Here is a 13,764-nt window from a genome sequence, read left to right as displayed (position 1 = left end):
GCGAGCGGCTGCGGCGAACGGGCCGGCGGCCGGTTCAGCCCATCGACGCGGACAGGTTCGCGGCCTCGTCCCGCAGCGCGTCCAGTACCGGTCTCAGCAGCGGGTGCGTCTCGGCACCACGGCGCACGGCGGCGAACACCCGGCGCGTGGCCGCCGGGCCGCCGACCGGCCGGACGGCCACCGGCCCGACGGCTTTCAGCTCCATGCCGCGCAGAGCGGAGCGCGGTACGAGAGCCACGCCCGCACCGGCGCCCGCCAGGGCGACCACGGCCCGGAAGTCGTCGGAGGAGTGCACCAGCCGCGGCTGGAACCCGGCGAGCTCGCAGGCCAGCACGACCACGTCGTGGCACGGATTGCCCGGGCTCTGGCCGATCCAGTCGCTGTCGGCGAGCTCCGCGAGCGAGACGGCCGGATGGACGGCCAGCGCGTGCGAGGCGGGCAGGACGGCGTCGAAGGGCTCGGCGTACAGCGGGACGAGCGAGAGCCGGCCGTCGTCCGCGCCGGGCCCGCCGCGGTACTCGACGGCGAGGGCGAGGTCGGCCTCCCCGTCCAGCAGCAGCGGCAGGGACTGGTCCCCCTCGGCGTCGCGGACGCGGACGCGGATGCCGGGGTGCTCGAGCGCGAGGCGGGCCAGTACGGGCGCCAGCACCTCGGCGATGCCGGTGGCGAACGCCGCGACGGTGACCTCGCCCGAGCTGCCGGCCGCGTAGGCGGCGAGCTCCGCCTCGGCCCGTTCCAGCTGCGCCAGGACCTCGTGGGCGTGGGCGAGCAGGATCTCCCCGGCCGCCGTCAGCCGGACGCCGCGCCCGCTGCGGGAGAACAGCGCGTGCCCGGTCTCCTGCTCCAGCGCCGCGAGCTGCTGCGAGACGGCGGAGGGGGTCAGGTACAGGGCGGCGGCCGCGGCGGTCACCGTCCGGTGGTCCGCCACGGCCCGCAGGATGCGCAGTCGGCGGGGGTCGATCACCCCGCCATTGTGTCAGGCGCCGTCAGGCCTGGAGCGCGGCCCTCGCGTCGACGAAGGCCGCGACGGCCCGCTCCACGTCCTGCGTGGAGTGCGCGGCCGAGAGCTGGACCCGGATCCGGGCCTGGCCCATGGGGACGACGGGGTAGGAGAAGCCGATCACGTAGACCCCGCGCTCCAGCAGCAGCTCGGCCATCCGGCCGGCCACCGCCGCGTCCCCGATCATCACGGGGGCGATGGCGTGGTCGCCGGGCAGGATCTCGAACCCGGCCTCGGTCATCTTCGTACGGAACAGCTTGGTGTTCCCGGCGAGCCGGTCGCGCAGGTCGCCGGCGGACTCCAGCAGGTCCAGGACCTTGAGGGAGGCGGCGGCGATCACCGGGGCGAGGGAGTTCGAGAAGAGGTACGGGCGCGAGCGCTGGCGCAGCAGCTCGACGATCTCGGCGCGGGCCGCGACGTAGCCGCCGGAGGCGCCGCCGAGGGCCTTGCCGAGGGTGCCGGTGATGATGTCGACGCGGTCCATGACCCCGTGCAGTTCGGGGGTGCCGCGGCCGCCGGGGCCCACGAAGCCGACGGCGTGCGAGTCGTCGACCATGACCATCGCGTCGTACCGGTCGGCGAGGTCGCAGATCTCCCGGAGCGGGGCGACGTAGCCGTCCATCGAGAAGACGCCGTCGGTGACCACGAGCTTGCGGCGGGCGCCGCCCTCGGTGGCGGCCTTGAGCTGCTGCTCCAGGTCGGCGAGGTCGCGGTTGGCGTAGCGGAAGCGGCGGGCCTTGGAGAGGCGGATGCCGTCGATGATGCTGGCGTGGTTGAGGGCGTCGGAGATGACGGCGTCCTCGGGGCCGAGCAGGGTCTCGAAGACGCCGCCGTTGGCGTCGAAGCAGGAGGAGTACAGGATCGTGTCCTCCTGACCGAGGAAGGCCGACAGGCGCTGCTCCAGCTCCTTGTGCACCTCCTGGGTTCCGCAGATGAAGCGGACGGAGGCCATGCCGTAGCCCCAGCGGTCCAGGGCGTCCTTGGCGGCGGCGACGACCTCGGGGTGGTCGGCGAGGCCGAGGTAGTTGTTGGCGCAGAAGTTGAGCACCTCGCCCGGGGCGCCGCCGGCGGTGACGGCGACGGAGGCGCTCTGCGGGGTGCCGATGACCCGCTCGGGCTTGTGCAGGCCCGCGGTCCGGATCTCGTCGAGGGTGGCGCGGAGGTCGTCGCGTACGGACTCGAACATGTGCTGCTGCTCCTTGTGCGGCGGAGGGCGGGGTGGAGAGGGGGACCGGGCCCCGCGGAGGGGGGAGGGTTGCGGGGCCCGGCCGGGGAGGAGGGGTGGTCGGCCCCTCGGGGTCAGGAGGTCCAGTCGAGGATGATCTTGCCGCTGCGGGCGGTGGCGGCCTCGTCGAAGGCCGCCTCGAAGTCCCGGTAGCCGTACTTGCCGGTGATGACCGGGCTCAGGTCGAGGCCGCCCTCCAGCAGGACCGTCATGGCGTACCAGGTCTCGTACATCTCGCGGCCGTAGATCCCCTTGATGGTGATCATGGAGGTGACGATCTTCGCCCAGTCGACCGCGAACTCCTGTGCGGGCAGGCCCAGCATGGCGATCCGGCCGCCGTGGGTCATGTTGTCGATCATGTCGCGCATCGCCTCGGGGCGGCCGGACATCTCCAGGCCGATGTCGAAGCCCTCGCGCAGCCCGAGCTCGCGCTGGGCGTCGGCGATGGTCTTCTCGGCGACGTTCACGGCGAGCGTGGCCCCGGCCTTGCGGGCGATCTCCAGGCGCTCGGGGCTGACGTCGGTGATGACGACGCTGCGGGCGCCGGCATGGCGGGCCACGGCCGCGGCCATGATGCCGATCGGGCCCGCGCCGGTGATCAGGACGTCCTCGCCGACCAGCGGGAAGGACAGCGCCGTGTGCACGGCGTTGCCGAACGGGTCGAAGATCGCGGCGACGTCGAGGTCCACCCGGGTGCGGTGGACCCACACGTTGGAGGCGGGCAGGACCACGTACTCGGCGAACGCGCCGTCGCGCCCGACGCCGAGGCCGATGGTGCTGCGGCACAGGTGGCGGCGGCCCGCGAGGCAGTTGCGGCACTTGCCGCACACGAGGTGGCCCTCGCCGCTCACCAGATCGCCCACCGCGACGTCCGGGACGCCCGCGCCGACCGCCGCGACCTCGCCGACGAACTCGTGGCCGAGGACGAGCGGGGTCTTCACCGCGCCCTGCGCCCAGCCGTCCCAGGAGCGGATGTGCAGGTCCGTCCCGCAGATGCCGGTGCGCAGCACCTTGATCAGCACTTCTCCGGGTCCGTACTCGGGCTCCGGCACGTCCATGAGCCAGAGTCCGGGCTCGGCCTTGTGCTTGACGAGTGCCTTCATGGTGCGGCTCCAGGCAGGGGGTAGGGAGGGCATGCGTGAGCCCCGGGAGCATCATGGGCCCCACAGGTATCTCGGACGCGCACCAATGTGCCGAGAAGATCGCCTTTGAGTCCATCGAGGATTTCTTAAGCGGGCCGACAGGAGAACTTCACGCCTATGCTCCGTACGGGACGGGGACCGTACGGGGACAGGGCGGAACAGGGGTGGGGAAGGTGACGGGCGTGCCGAGTCTGCGCAGCCGAGCGCTGTCCGCCGCATTGATCGTGTCGGGGCGCCGCAGGCGCTGGGCGAGCGCCGAGGCGGTGCGGGCCCGGGTGGCCGAGACCGCACGGCGGCCGGCCTCGCACCTGCCGCCGCGCAGCCTGGCGCGGATCGCGGACGTGTCGCGGACGATCGTCGGCGCCTGGCCGGTGTACGACGTCTCGCCGCGCGACCGCGAGCCCTCGAGCCGGGTCCTGTACCTGCACGGCGGCGGGTACATCGACGAACTGGTCAGACCGCACTGGGCCCTGATCCGCACCCTGGTGACGGAGGCCCGGGCCCAGTGCGTCGTGCCCGCGTACACCCTGGCGCCGCGGGGCACCGCCGACCGCACCGTCCCGGTGGCCGCCGACCTGCTCAGCGGACTGATCGAGAGCGGAGGTCCCGGCGGGACGGTGCTGATCGGCGACTCCGCGGGCGCCGGGCTCGCGCTGGCCGCCGCGCAGAAGCTGCGCGACCGCACCGGGGCCCAGCCCTCGCGGATCATCCTCGTGTCCCCGTGGCTGGACCTCACGATGAGCCACCCCGACCAGCAGGCGATCGAGCCGCACGACCCGATGCTGGCGCGGGCCGGACTGCGGGAGGCGGGACGGCTGTACGCGGGCACGCTGGCCGCCGACGACCCCCGGGTGAGCCCGCTGTACGGGTCGCTGGCCGGACTCGCTCCGCTGACGGTGTTCAGCGGCACCCGGGACGTGCTCGGCACCGACAGCCGCGAGCTCCTCGCCCGCGCCCGCGCGGCCGGCGCCACGGCCGAACTCGTCGAGGCCGACGGCCAGCCGCACTGCTACCCCCTCATGCCGGTCCCCGAGGGCCGGGCGGCACGCGAGCGCATCGTGCACCTGGTCGCCCGTGCCCGGGAAGCACCCGGCGCACTCTCCGCGCCGTAGCAACCGCCTCCCCGAAGTACCCGTGGACAGACGGGACTTGGCCGGTGCCACCTAGCCAACTCCGCCCGCAGCGGCCCATAGTGGAAGGAACGGCTGACCGGGGGACATCGAGGAGGCCTGCATGGGGAGGCGTTCGGCCGGGACGGGCACCGAGGACGGACAGCGCCGGGTCGACAGGAACCGGGTTCTTTTCACCATTCCGCTGATCCTTCTCGCCGTGCTGACGGTCCTGCTGCTGTGGGAGGTCGTGCGCGGCAATCTGGGGGAGGCGACGAGGGCCGAGTGGCCCTGGCGGCTCAAACTGCTCGACCTCCAGTCCGTGTCCAACATGCTCGCGCTCACGGCGGGCGTGGCCTTCGCCCGCGCCCAGTACGCGCGTTCGGCCGCGCCCCAGATGGGCTGGTCCGGCGAGCCGCAGGACAACACCTTCGGCATGGCCGGCGACAAGGTGTGGGTGGTGAGGGCGCACAACGGCGGCACGCACAGCGCCACGGTGGAGGAGGTGGCCTACCGCATCGAGTGGATGGCGACCGACACCGCCGGCCGGCCGCTGCAGACCGGCTGGATCAGCGGCGACGCGGCGATGGCCGAGCTGGGACGCGGGCAGCCGACCGACCCGGACGGGGAACGCCTCGTCATCGGGCGGGACTTCTACCTCAACACCATCGGGTACGGCGGCCAGCTGGGCACCATCGACGTGGGCCGGTTCTCGATGCGGCTGGTCGACCGGCTCGCCGACATCGAGCTGCGGCTCCAGGTCGCGGACGCCGCCGGGGACCGGCACGAGCGCATCCTGCGCTGCCTCAAGGGCGCGAAGACCGAGATGCACAGTTCCATGGGACTCACGGCCGGCGAGGGGGTGGCGGGGTGAGAGCCTGCGGGGCGGCGGACCCCCTCCGGGGAGCCCGCCGCCGCGGCGTCCGTCCCTCGTTCGAGTGGCCCGGCCCGGGCACGGCACCCGTGCCCGGGCGGCGCCCTACGATGAGCGGGATTCGGCGAAGTCCGGCGGACACCGCGAGACCACACGAAATGAGTCGGGTGTGAACACCCTGCACACGGAATCCCAACTGACCGACCAGTTGTCCGAGTTGGGCGTGGAACCGGGCGGGGTCCTGATGGTCCACGCGTCCATGCACGCCGTCGGCCCGGTGGGCCGGCCGGGCGAGGGCGGGCCCCGGGCGGTGCTCGCCGCACTGCGCACGGCGCTCGGCGCCGCCGGGACCCTGGTCGTCCCCACCTTCACCCCGGAGAACTCCGACACCTCGCCGCACTACAAGGACCAGGTGCGCGACCTGGGCCCCGGGGCGGTGGCCGCACTGCGGGCCCGGATGCCCGCCTTCGACAAGACGGCCACGCCCGCCCCCACCATGGGCGTCCTCGCCAACACCACCTGGCAGACCCCCGGGGCGATCCGCAGCGACCACCCCCAGACCTCCTTCGCTGCGCTCGGCACGGAGGCCGGGAAGATCGTCGCAGGGCACCGGCCCGACTGCCACCTCGGCGAGGACTCCCCGCTGGCCCGGCTGTACGACCTGCGGGCGCACGTCCTGCTCCTCGGAGTCGGCTTCGACCGGTGCACGGCCTTCCACCTCGCCGAGTACCGGGTCCCCCGGCCACCCCGCCGGAACTACAACTGCGTGGTCACCCGGGACGGCGAGCGCCAGTGGTGGACGTACGAGGACGTGGACCTCGACGACTCGGACTTCGCCGAGCTGGGCGCCGATTTCGAGCTGAGCGGGACGAGCGGGCCGGTCCGTACCGGACCGGTGGGCTCGGCGACCGCCCGGCTGCTGCCGTTCCGCGACGCCGTCGACTTCGCGGTCAAGTGGATCCCCGGGCACCGGACCGGACCGGCCTGAGCGAGCCGCGGCCGGCGGCCTGCCGGACCACGCAGGTGACCTGCTGGAACACGCAGGTGACCTGCTGGAACACCTCGGCTACTGACCAGCCGTACATCCCCGAGCACATGAAGTACGAGCCGCTCGCGCCGTTCCGGGCGGCCGCATTGCCACTTGACGCCATTAGTGCGGTTTTCAACGGAATGCGCGCTTCCTCTACCCGAGCTCCCCCGCTGGCGCATAATCAACAGGAATGCGGCTTGAATTCTCTGCCTGCCGCTCCGTGACACGCATGCAACGGGGGCATCGTGCCGATCAACGACAGGGGAACTCCGGGGGCGTTGCGTCAGGGCGCGTCCCGGTCCACGGGACCGCCGGACAGCGCACACGAACTGTCCCGGCTGCTGACGGCAGTCCGCCGCGGGCGGGTGCTGACGGTGACGGGGAGAGAGCGGGAACCGGGAAGCCGGCTGGTGCGCGACCTCGCGGACCGCCTGGCCTCCAACTTCTTCGACGGCATCGCCGTGGTGACGATGGACCGACCCTTCGACTCGCGCGACCTCTCCGCGGCGCTCGGCAGCATGCAGGGCATGCCCTTCCTGCCCTGCGGCACCGGGGACGCACGCACGTGGCTGGCCGAGCGGGACATGCTGCTCGTGCTGGACGGCTGCGACCGGCTGACCACCGAGGCGCGGGGCTGGCTGCGCGGACTCCTGGCCGTGGCGCCCGGAGTCCGCATCCTGGCCTCGGGACGGTACGCCCTGGCGCTGGACCAGGAGCGCGTGTACCGCCTCTAGGTCATGTCGGCGGCCGCCACCACCGGTGGATGAGGTGTGGCGGCCGCAGCCATGGGCAGGGGCCGGGCGCGTGCCTAACGTTCCCGCCATGACGAGTGACAGCGACCTGGACCTCAGCGGCCGTACCGCCCTGGTCACCGGGGGCGGCAGCGGGATCGGACGGGCGTGCGCCCTGGCCCTGGCCGCGGCCGGCGCCTCGGTGCACGTCGTGGACGTGAACGCCGGGGCGGCTAAGGCGGTCGCCGTGGCCGCCGACGGCCACGCCCATGCCGCCGACCTCGGCGACGCGGACGCGATCGGGCGGCTGCCCGCCGCGGTCGACATCCTGGTCAACAGCGCCGGGCTGCAGCACGTCGCCCCGGTCGAGGAGTTCCCGCCGGACCGCTTCGAGCTGATCCAGCGTGTGATGGTCACCGCGCCGTTCCTGCTCGTTCGGCACTGCCTGCCGCACATGTACCGCGAGGGCTGGGGCCGGATCGTGAACATCTCCAGCGTGCACGGCCTGCGGGCCAGCCCTTTCAAGGCGGCGTACGTGGCCGCCAAGCACGGGCTGGAGGGGCTCAGCAAGGTCGTGGCGCTGGAGGGCGCCCCGCACGGCGTGACGAGCAACTGCATCAACCCCGGCTATGTCCGCACCCCGTTGGTGGAGGGGCAGATCGCCGCGCAGGCCGCCGCCCACGGCATCCCGGAGGAGCGGGTCGCAGCCGAGGTGCTGCTGGGCCGGTCGGCGATCAAGCGGCTCATCGAGCCGGAGGAGGTGGCCGCCGTGGCCGTCTGGCTCTGCGGACCCCTCACCGGCTACATCTCCGGCGCGTCGGTTCCCGTCGACGGCGCCTGGGGGGCCCACTGATACCCGACGTGCCGCTGTTGCAAGAATTCTGACGAATCATCAGGTCATTTGTCCCGGACTCTTGACTCCGCTGACGCCCGTGGCGATTCTCACTGACCATGACGCGACCCCCACAGCGCAGACGCAGACCCCTGATGGTTCTTTCCCTGCTCATCGCCGCGATGGCCATGGTGCTCGGCCCGGTGCCCAGTTCCGCGGCCGAGCCCGGCTGGTGGACCCCCACCGCCCGCCCCGCCCCCGACTCCGAGATCAACGTCACGGGAGAGCCCTTCAAGGGGACCGACTCCCAGGGGCGGGTCCGGGGCTTTGTCGACGCGCACAACCACCTGATGTCCAACGAGGCCTTCGGCGGCCGGCTCATCTGCGGGAAGACCTTCTCCGAAGCGGGCATTGCCGACGCCCTCAAGGACTGCCCCGAGCACTACCCCGACGGCTCGCTCGCGGTCTTCGACTTCATCACCAAGGGCGGCGACGGCAAGCACGACCCCGACGGCTGGCCGACGTTCAAGGACTGGCCCGCGCACGACTCGCTGACCCACCAGATGAACTACTACGCCTGGATCGAGCGGGCCTGGCGCGGCGGGCAGCGCGTGATGGTCAACGACCTCGTCACCAACGGCGTGATCTGCTCGGTGTACTTCTTCAAGGACCGCAGCTGCGACGAGATGACCTCGATCCGCCTGCAGGCGCGCAAGACCTACGACATGCAGGCCTTCATCGACAAGATGTACGGCGGACCGGGCAAGGGCTGGTTCCGGATCGTCACCGACACGGCGCAGGCCCGCCAGGTCATCTCCCAGGGCAAGCTGGCCGTGGTCCTCGGGGTCGAGACCTCCGAGCCCTTCGGCTGCAAGATGATCCTGGACGTCGCGCAGTGCAGCAAGGAGGACATCGACCGCGGCCTGGACGAGCTGCACCAGCTGGGCGTGCGCAGCATGTTCCTGTGCCACAAGTTCGACAACGCCCTGTGCGGGGTCCGCTTCGACTCCGGCGCCCTGGGCACGGCGATCAACGTCGGCCAGTTCCTGTCGACCGGCACCTTCTGGAAGACCGAGAAGTGCACCGGCCCGCAGCACGACAACCCCATCGGCCTCGCCGCGGCACCCGCCGCGGAGAAAGAGCTGCCGGCGGGCGTGTCCGTCCCGTCGTACGCCGCCGACGCCCAGTGCAACACCCGCGGCCTGACCGGACTCGGCGAGTACGCGGTGCGCGGGATGATGAAACGCAAGATGATGCTGGAGATCGACCACATGAGCGTCAAGGCGGCCGGGCGCGCCTTCGACATCCTCGAGTCCGAGTCGTACCCCGGCGTGATCTCCTCGCACAGCTGGATGGACAGCGAGTGGACCGAGCGGCTCTACCGGCTCGGCGGGTTCGCCGCCCAGTACATGAACGGCTCCGAGGCCTTCAGCGCCGAGGCGAAGCGCACGGACGCCCTGCGCGACAAGTACAAGGTGGGTTACGGCTTCGGCAGCGACATGAACGGCGTCGGAGGCTGGCCGGGCCCGCGCGGCGCGGACACCCCGAACCCGGTCCGGTACCCGTTCCGCAGCACCGACGGCGGCTCGGTGATCGACAAGCAGACCACGGGCCGGCGGACCTGGAACCTCAACACCGACGGCGCCTCGCACTACGGCCTGGTCCCGGACTGGGTGGAGGACGTCCGGATCGTCGGCGGCCAGGACGTCGTGGACGACCTCTTCAAGGGGGCCGAGTCCTACCTGACCACCTGGGGTGCCTCCGAGCAGCACAAGGCGGGGGTGAACCTGGCCGCGGGCTCGTCCGCCGCCGCGTCCACGTCGGAGTGGTGGAACCCGTTCGTCAGCTACGCGCCCGGCCGGGCCGTGGACGGCGACACGGGCACCCGCTGGGCGAGCGAGTGGAACGACGACCAGTGGCTCCGGCTCGACCTCGGCTCCACGAGCCTGGTCAAGCGCGTCACCCTGGACTGGGAACGCGCCTACGGCAAGGCGTACCGGATCGAGCTGTCGGCGAACGGCACGGACTGGCAGACCGTGTGGTCGACGACCACGGGTGACGGCGGACTCGACACCGCGCGCTTCGACGGCGTACCGGCCCGCTACCTGCGCGTCCAGGGTCTCCAGCGCGGCACCCAGTGGGGGTACTCCCTCCACGAGGTCGGCGTCTACAGCAGCTGACACCCCCACGCACGTCCCGGGCCGGCCGGATCCGCACCTGATCCGGCCGGCTCCGGCCGTACGGGAACGAAGGGAACCCCATGGCACGGATGCCGTCGGCCGAGCGGCGCCGCCAGCTGACCGAGGCCGCGATCCGCGCGATGACCCGCGACGGCGTCGCCCGGACGACGACCCGCTCCATCGCCGCCGAGGCGGGCGTGTCGCTGAGCGTCTTCCACTACTGCTTCGACTCCAAGCAGGCCCTGCTCGAATCGGTGATCACGGCGATCACCGACCACTACGCCGAGATCGTCAGGAAGGCGATCCGGCCGCAGGACACCTTCCGGGAGACGGTCCGGGCGGGCTTCCAGGCCTACTGGGACCACGTGTCGGCCGGCCCCGGCGAGCACATGCTGACGTACGAGCTCACGCAGTACGCCCTGCGCCAGCCGGGCTTCGAGCACCTCGCGCGCCGCCAGTACGAGCTGTACTGCGCGACCTACGCCGAGCTGATCGAGCAGCTCCGCGCCGACATGGGCTTCGAACTGCGCGTGCCCGTACCCGTGCTGGCCCGCTACCTGGCGGCCATGACGGACGGGCTGACCCTGCACTTCCTGGTCCTGGGCGCCGACGCCGCCGCGCCGGCCGTCCTCGACACGGTCACCGACCACGTCGCCGGCCTGATCCGCGAACCCGTACCGGGCAGGGCGGGGGTTGCTTCCCAGCGGGTGCTCCGCGGCCCCGGCTAGCCGCGGCCGCGGGGCTTGCCGCGGCGGGCGCCCTTGGGGGCCGCGGATCCGCCGCGCGGGTTCTTGGCGCCCGGCTTCGCGCCCGTACGGCCGGCCGGCTTGCCGCCCTTCGCGCTCTTGGCACCCTGGGCGCCCTGGGGCTTCTTGGCGCCCTTGGCGCCCGCGTCGGTGCGCTTCGCCTTCGCCTGCGCCTCGGCCGGGGGGCGGCCGCGAGTGCTGTTCACGGTGCGGCCCCGCACGATCCCGATGAACTGCTCCACCAGATCGGTGGTCGCGTCCTCCGGCCACGACAGCGCGACGCGCGACTCCGGGGTGTCCGAGACCGGCCGGTAGGTGAGGTCCCGGCGGTGGTGCAGGCGGGCGAGCGACTGCGGGACGACGAGCAGGCCGATACCGGCCGCGACCAGCTCGACGGCGTCCGCCGTCGTCTCGGGCCGCTCGAAGGCGGGCCGGCCGGGCGGCTGCTCCCAGTCCAGGGTGTCGTCGAGGGGGTGCAGCACGATGTCGTCGGCGAGGTCGCCGGCCGACACCTCCTCGACCGCGGCGATCAGGTGGTCCTTGGGGACGACGACCACGGTCTGCTCGGTGTAGAGCGGGATCGCGCTGAGATCCGTACGGTCGACCGGGAGCCGTACGAAGCCCGCGTCGGCCTCGCCGCGCCGGAGCGCGTCGAAGGCGTCCGCGGCGGACACCTGTACGAGGGTCAGCGGGACGTCGGGCAGCCGCTCGTTCCAGATCCGCACCCACTTCGTGGGCGTCACTCCCGGGACGTAGGCGAGCCTGAACGAAGGGGTTGCTTCCGAGCCTGTCACCCCGCCAGGTTACCGGGCGTGGTCAGAGGTAGCGCACACGCTCGATACCCTTGACACCATGACGTCGCACCAGAGCACCCAGACCATGAAGCCCGCGACCGCGGCGAAGAAGCTGGGTGTGTACCTCGAGGCCACCCCCGCCGACTTCCAGGAGGGTGTCGTCTCGCGCACCGAGCTGAACGAGCTCCAGGCCAATCCGCCCGAGTGGCTCCAGGAGCTGCGACGCAACGGCCCGCACCCCCGGCCCGTGGTCGCGGCCAAGCTCGGCGTCTCCATCGCGGGCCTCGCCCGCGGCGGGGTCACCGAGCCGCTCACCACGGAGCAGATCGACGCGCTGAAGACGGACAACCCGGAATGGCTCCAGAAGGAGCGCAGCACCCAGGCCGAGGTCCGCAAGGAAACCGTGCGGATCAAGGAGAAGAAGGCCGAGCAGGCGGAGAAGGCCGCGCAGGCCGGCAACAGCGCCGGTCCCCGCCGCGACCGCTCCTGACGCCCCGGCGCCACTGACGCCCGGCGGCCGGTCACCCGGGGTGACCGGCCGCCGGGCGTCGCTGTGCCGTCGGCCGGGAGCGGATCCTCAGGCGGGATGGCCGGGTGGGAGGTCCACCACGTCGCTGAAGCGCAGCAGGGGCGGCCGTACGGGGCCGGGAGGGCTCTGCTCGACCGGAGACAGCAGGAATCCGACGTGGTCGCCGCCGTCGACCTGCGCTTCCACCCGGCCGAGGAACCAGGCCCGGACGTCGTCGAGGACCGGGGCCGTTGCGGGGGCGGGCCACCGCCAGCCGACCCGCGCGAACTTGTCGACTTGGTCTCCCGTCTCGCCGCCGAAGAGCTCGGCCAGCTCCCGCTGCCCGTCCCGAAGTGCGTGTACGGCGAGGTGCGAGGAGTTCCGGGCGACGCGGTAGGTGCGGTTGGCCCTGGAGAGCCACACCATGAAGCGCGGCGGATCCATGGAGCACTGGGAAGCGAAGCCGACCAGGCAGCCGGCCTTCTGCCCGTCGGCGGCCGCCGTCACCACGTACACCGGATAGTCGAGCGCGTCCGTGAAGGCGTCCAGGTCTCCCACGGCGGTTCCGGAAGCCCGCCGCTATCCGGCGCTGCGGGTGCCGGGCGGGTCCTGGGGGTCCACGCCGGTCGTGGCGGAGGCGTCCTTGGTCCCGCTGGGGCGCTGGGAGCGGCCGCGGGGGCCGGTGTCGTGCATGCCCTTGCCGCCGGAGCCCTTGGCCTGCTCCTCGCCGCGGCGGCCCCGGCTCTCGACGGGCTTGCCGTGCGGGTTGCCGGCCTCTTCCTTGGAGGGTGTTCGGCCCGGTCCCCTGTCCGGGGCGTACGTGTCCGGGTGGAACGACCGGTGGGCGCTCGGATTGTCCTGCCTGTCGCGCTTGTCCTTCTTGCTCATGGCCTGGCCTGCCGTCTTCGTCTCGGGACGGAACCGCGGACTGCACGCGCTTCCGCCGCTGGCACTGCCATCGTCGCACCGTTCACGGACCGGTGCTCAGCACCCGCACCCGCACACCGCGGTCCCGGATGCGCGGGCACCCAGCGGCTGATTGGCTGGGGAAAGGCACCCCCGAGCCCCGAGGACTGATCCGATCATGAGCGTGGCAGACGAGCCGGGCAGGCGAGCCCAGCAGATGCGTGACAAGGCCCAGGAGCTGGAACAGGCCGCCCAGCGCGCGACCGACCCCAGGGAGCGGCAGCGACTGCAGGAGAAGGCCCTGCACATCAGGCAGAAGAGCGAGGAGCAGAACGGCCCCGGCAGCGGCAGCATGGACCCCATGTAGCCCGCCGCCGTGGAGTTGGGGCGGGATTCCGCTTGACGGTTCCGTCCGGGGGTAGGCGCGCGCGTGTCCGGCGGCCCGACCGGGCCTCGACCGGGCACGGAGTCTAGGAGCCCTTCATGATCCTCATCCTCGGACTGGTCGTCCTGATCGCCGCCGTCGTCGTCGGCATGGCCGGGATCTTCGGCAATTCCGGAACCGCCCACGACCTCGGCGCCGGGGGCGGGGGGGGGGGGGGAGGCTTTGTTCTCGGTTGTACCTCCCCCCACTCTCCCGGCACCCCTCTCCTTTGCGGAATCCTCTTTGGGGGCGGTCCCTTTCTT

At 72.3% G+C, this 13,764-nt stretch carries 15 protein-coding genes and 1 pseudogene; 10 read left to right on the top strand and 6 right to left on the bottom strand.

What is annotated here, in order from left to right:
• Positions 1 to 34: 34 nt before the first annotated feature.
• The 3 genes from ACZ7H1_RS09715 to tdh form a co-directional block, all read right to left on the bottom strand.
• Positions 35 to 964, bottom strand: a complete 930-nt coding sequence (locus ACZ7H1_RS09715; RefSeq protein WP_470785207.1) for a LysR family transcriptional regulator — start codon at positions 962 to 964, stop codon at positions 35 to 37.
• Between the two features lie 22 nt (positions 965 to 986).
• Entirely contained in the window at positions 987 to 2,186 is a 1,200-nt protein-coding gene (locus ACZ7H1_RS09710) for a glycine C-acetyltransferase (protein WP_470785205.1), read from the bottom strand.
• Between the two features lie 113 nt (positions 2,187 to 2,299).
• Positions 2,300 to 3,328 carry an L-threonine 3-dehydrogenase gene (gene tdh / locus ACZ7H1_RS09705; protein WP_470785204.1) on the bottom strand — a complete coding sequence of 343 codons (1,029 nt, stop codon included), beginning with the start codon at positions 3,326 to 3,328 and terminating at the stop codon, positions 2,300 to 2,302.
• Between the two features lie 221 nt (positions 3,329 to 3,549).
• Between tdh and ACZ7H1_RS09700 the strand changes: the two genes are divergently transcribed.
• From ACZ7H1_RS09700 to ACZ7H1_RS09670, 7 genes are all read left to right on the top strand, one after another.
• Entirely contained in the window at positions 3,550 to 4,479 is a 930-nt protein-coding gene (locus tag ACZ7H1_RS09700) for an alpha/beta hydrolase fold domain-containing protein (RefSeq protein WP_470785202.1), read from the top strand.
• A gap of 121 nt (positions 4,480 to 4,600) precedes the next feature.
• On the top strand, positions 4,601 to 5,350 hold the full coding sequence (locus ACZ7H1_RS09695; protein ID WP_470785201.1) for a hypothetical protein: 750 nt from the start codon (positions 4,601 to 4,603) through the stop codon (positions 5,348 to 5,350).
• A 169-nt stretch (positions 5,351 to 5,519) separates the two neighbouring features.
• Positions 5,520 to 6,338, top strand: coding sequence for an AAC(3) family N-acetyltransferase (locus ACZ7H1_RS09690; RefSeq protein ID WP_470785200.1), 819 nt, complete (start codon positions 5,520 to 5,522; stop codon positions 6,336 to 6,338).
• A gap of 287 nt (positions 6,339 to 6,625) precedes the next feature.
• Positions 6,626 to 7,114 (top strand): hypothetical protein, encoded by a 489-nt coding sequence (locus ACZ7H1_RS09685; protein ID WP_470785199.1) that lies wholly within the window; start codon positions 6,626 to 6,628, stop codon positions 7,112 to 7,114.
• 88 nt (positions 7,115 to 7,202) lie between these two features.
• Positions 7,203 to 7,964 (top strand): 3-hydroxybutyrate dehydrogenase, encoded by a 762-nt coding sequence (locus tag ACZ7H1_RS09680; RefSeq protein WP_470785197.1) that lies wholly within the window; start codon positions 7,203 to 7,205, stop codon positions 7,962 to 7,964.
• 134 nt (positions 7,965 to 8,098) lie between these two features.
• Positions 8,099 to 10,123 carry a galactose-binding domain-containing protein gene (locus tag ACZ7H1_RS09675; RefSeq protein WP_470785195.1) on the top strand — a complete coding sequence of 675 codons (2,025 nt, stop codon included), beginning with the start codon at positions 8,099 to 8,101 and terminating at the stop codon, positions 10,121 to 10,123.
• An 80-nt stretch (positions 10,124 to 10,203) separates the two neighbouring features.
• Positions 10,204 to 10,851, top strand: a complete 648-nt coding sequence (locus tag ACZ7H1_RS09670; protein ID WP_470785194.1) for a TetR/AcrR family transcriptional regulator — start codon at positions 10,204 to 10,206, stop codon at positions 10,849 to 10,851.
• On the opposite strand, the gene ACZ7H1_RS09665 is transcribed toward ACZ7H1_RS09670, so the two are convergent.
• Positions 10,848 to 11,663, bottom strand: a complete 816-nt coding sequence (locus ACZ7H1_RS09665; protein ID WP_470785192.1) for a LysR family substrate-binding domain-containing protein — start codon at positions 11,661 to 11,663, stop codon at positions 10,848 to 10,850. The two genes, ACZ7H1_RS09670 and ACZ7H1_RS09665, sit on opposite strands and share 4 nt — an antisense overlap.
• Before the next feature lie 58 nt (positions 11,664 to 11,721).
• Between ACZ7H1_RS09665 and ACZ7H1_RS09660 the strand changes: the two genes are divergently transcribed.
• The gene (locus ACZ7H1_RS09660; protein ID WP_470785191.1) at positions 11,722 to 12,153 is read left to right on the top strand and encodes a DUF5997 family protein; all 432 of its coding nucleotides are present in this window, start codon (positions 11,722 to 11,724) and stop codon (positions 12,151 to 12,153) included.
• An 87-nt stretch (positions 12,154 to 12,240) separates the two neighbouring features.
• Here ACZ7H1_RS09660 and ACZ7H1_RS09655 read toward each other — a convergent pair whose 3' ends face one another.
• Positions 12,241 to 12,729, bottom strand: coding sequence for a flavin reductase family protein (locus ACZ7H1_RS09655; protein WP_470785189.1), 489 nt, complete (start codon positions 12,727 to 12,729; stop codon positions 12,241 to 12,243).
• A 21-nt stretch (positions 12,730 to 12,750) separates the two neighbouring features.
• Positions 12,751 to 13,059 carry a hypothetical protein gene (locus ACZ7H1_RS09650; RefSeq protein WP_470785187.1) on the bottom strand — a complete coding sequence of 103 codons (309 nt, stop codon included), beginning with the start codon at positions 13,057 to 13,059 and terminating at the stop codon, positions 12,751 to 12,753.
• A 196-nt stretch (positions 13,060 to 13,255) separates the two neighbouring features.
• On the opposite strand from ACZ7H1_RS09650, the gene ACZ7H1_RS09645 reads away from it, so the two are divergent.
• Together ACZ7H1_RS09645 and ACZ7H1_RS09640 are read left to right on the top strand one after the other, a co-directional pair.
• Positions 13,256 to 13,444, top strand: coding sequence for a DUF6381 family protein (locus ACZ7H1_RS09645; protein WP_470785185.1), 189 nt, complete (start codon positions 13,256 to 13,258; stop codon positions 13,442 to 13,444).
• Between the two features lie 116 nt (positions 13,445 to 13,560).
• Positions 13,561 to 13,764: pseudogene (locus ACZ7H1_RS09640) on the top strand (hypothetical protein); the annotation flags it as partial.

The sequence above is a fragment of the Streptomyces sp. NPDC037401 genome (assembly GCF_055602345.1).
This window is presented reverse-complemented; position numbering and strand designations above follow the sequence as displayed.

Coding starts and splice junctions, on each gene's coding strand:
- ACZ7H1_RS09660 (WP_470785191.1), top strand. CDS start 11,722: ATGACGTCGCACCAGAGCACCCAGACCATGAAGCCCGCGACCGCGGCG.
- ACZ7H1_RS09670 (WP_470785194.1), top strand. CDS start 10,204: ATGGCACGGATGCCGTCGGCCGAGCGGCGCCGCCAGCTGACCGAGGCC.
- ACZ7H1_RS09695 (WP_470785201.1), top strand. CDS start 4,601: ATGGGGAGGCGTTCGGCCGGGACGGGCACCGAGGACGGACAGCGCCGG.
- ACZ7H1_RS09645 (WP_470785185.1), top strand. CDS start 13,256: ATGAGCGTGGCAGACGAGCCGGGCAGGCGAGCCCAGCAGATGCGTGAC.
- ACZ7H1_RS09710 (WP_470785205.1), bottom strand. CDS start 2,186: ATGTTCGAGTCCGTACGCGACGACCTCCGCGCCACCCTCGACGAGATC.
- ACZ7H1_RS09650 (WP_470785187.1), bottom strand. CDS start 13,059: ATGAGCAAGAAGGACAAGCGCGACAGGCAGGACAATCCGAGCGCCCAC.
- ACZ7H1_RS09680 (WP_470785197.1), top strand. CDS start 7,203: ATGACGAGTGACAGCGACCTGGACCTCAGCGGCCGTACCGCCCTGGTC.
- ACZ7H1_RS09675 (WP_470785195.1), top strand. CDS start 8,099: ATGGTTCTTTCCCTGCTCATCGCCGCGATGGCCATGGTGCTCGGCCCG.
- tdh (WP_470785204.1), bottom strand. CDS start 3,328: ATGAAGGCACTCGTCAAGCACAAGGCCGAGCCCGGACTCTGGCTCATG.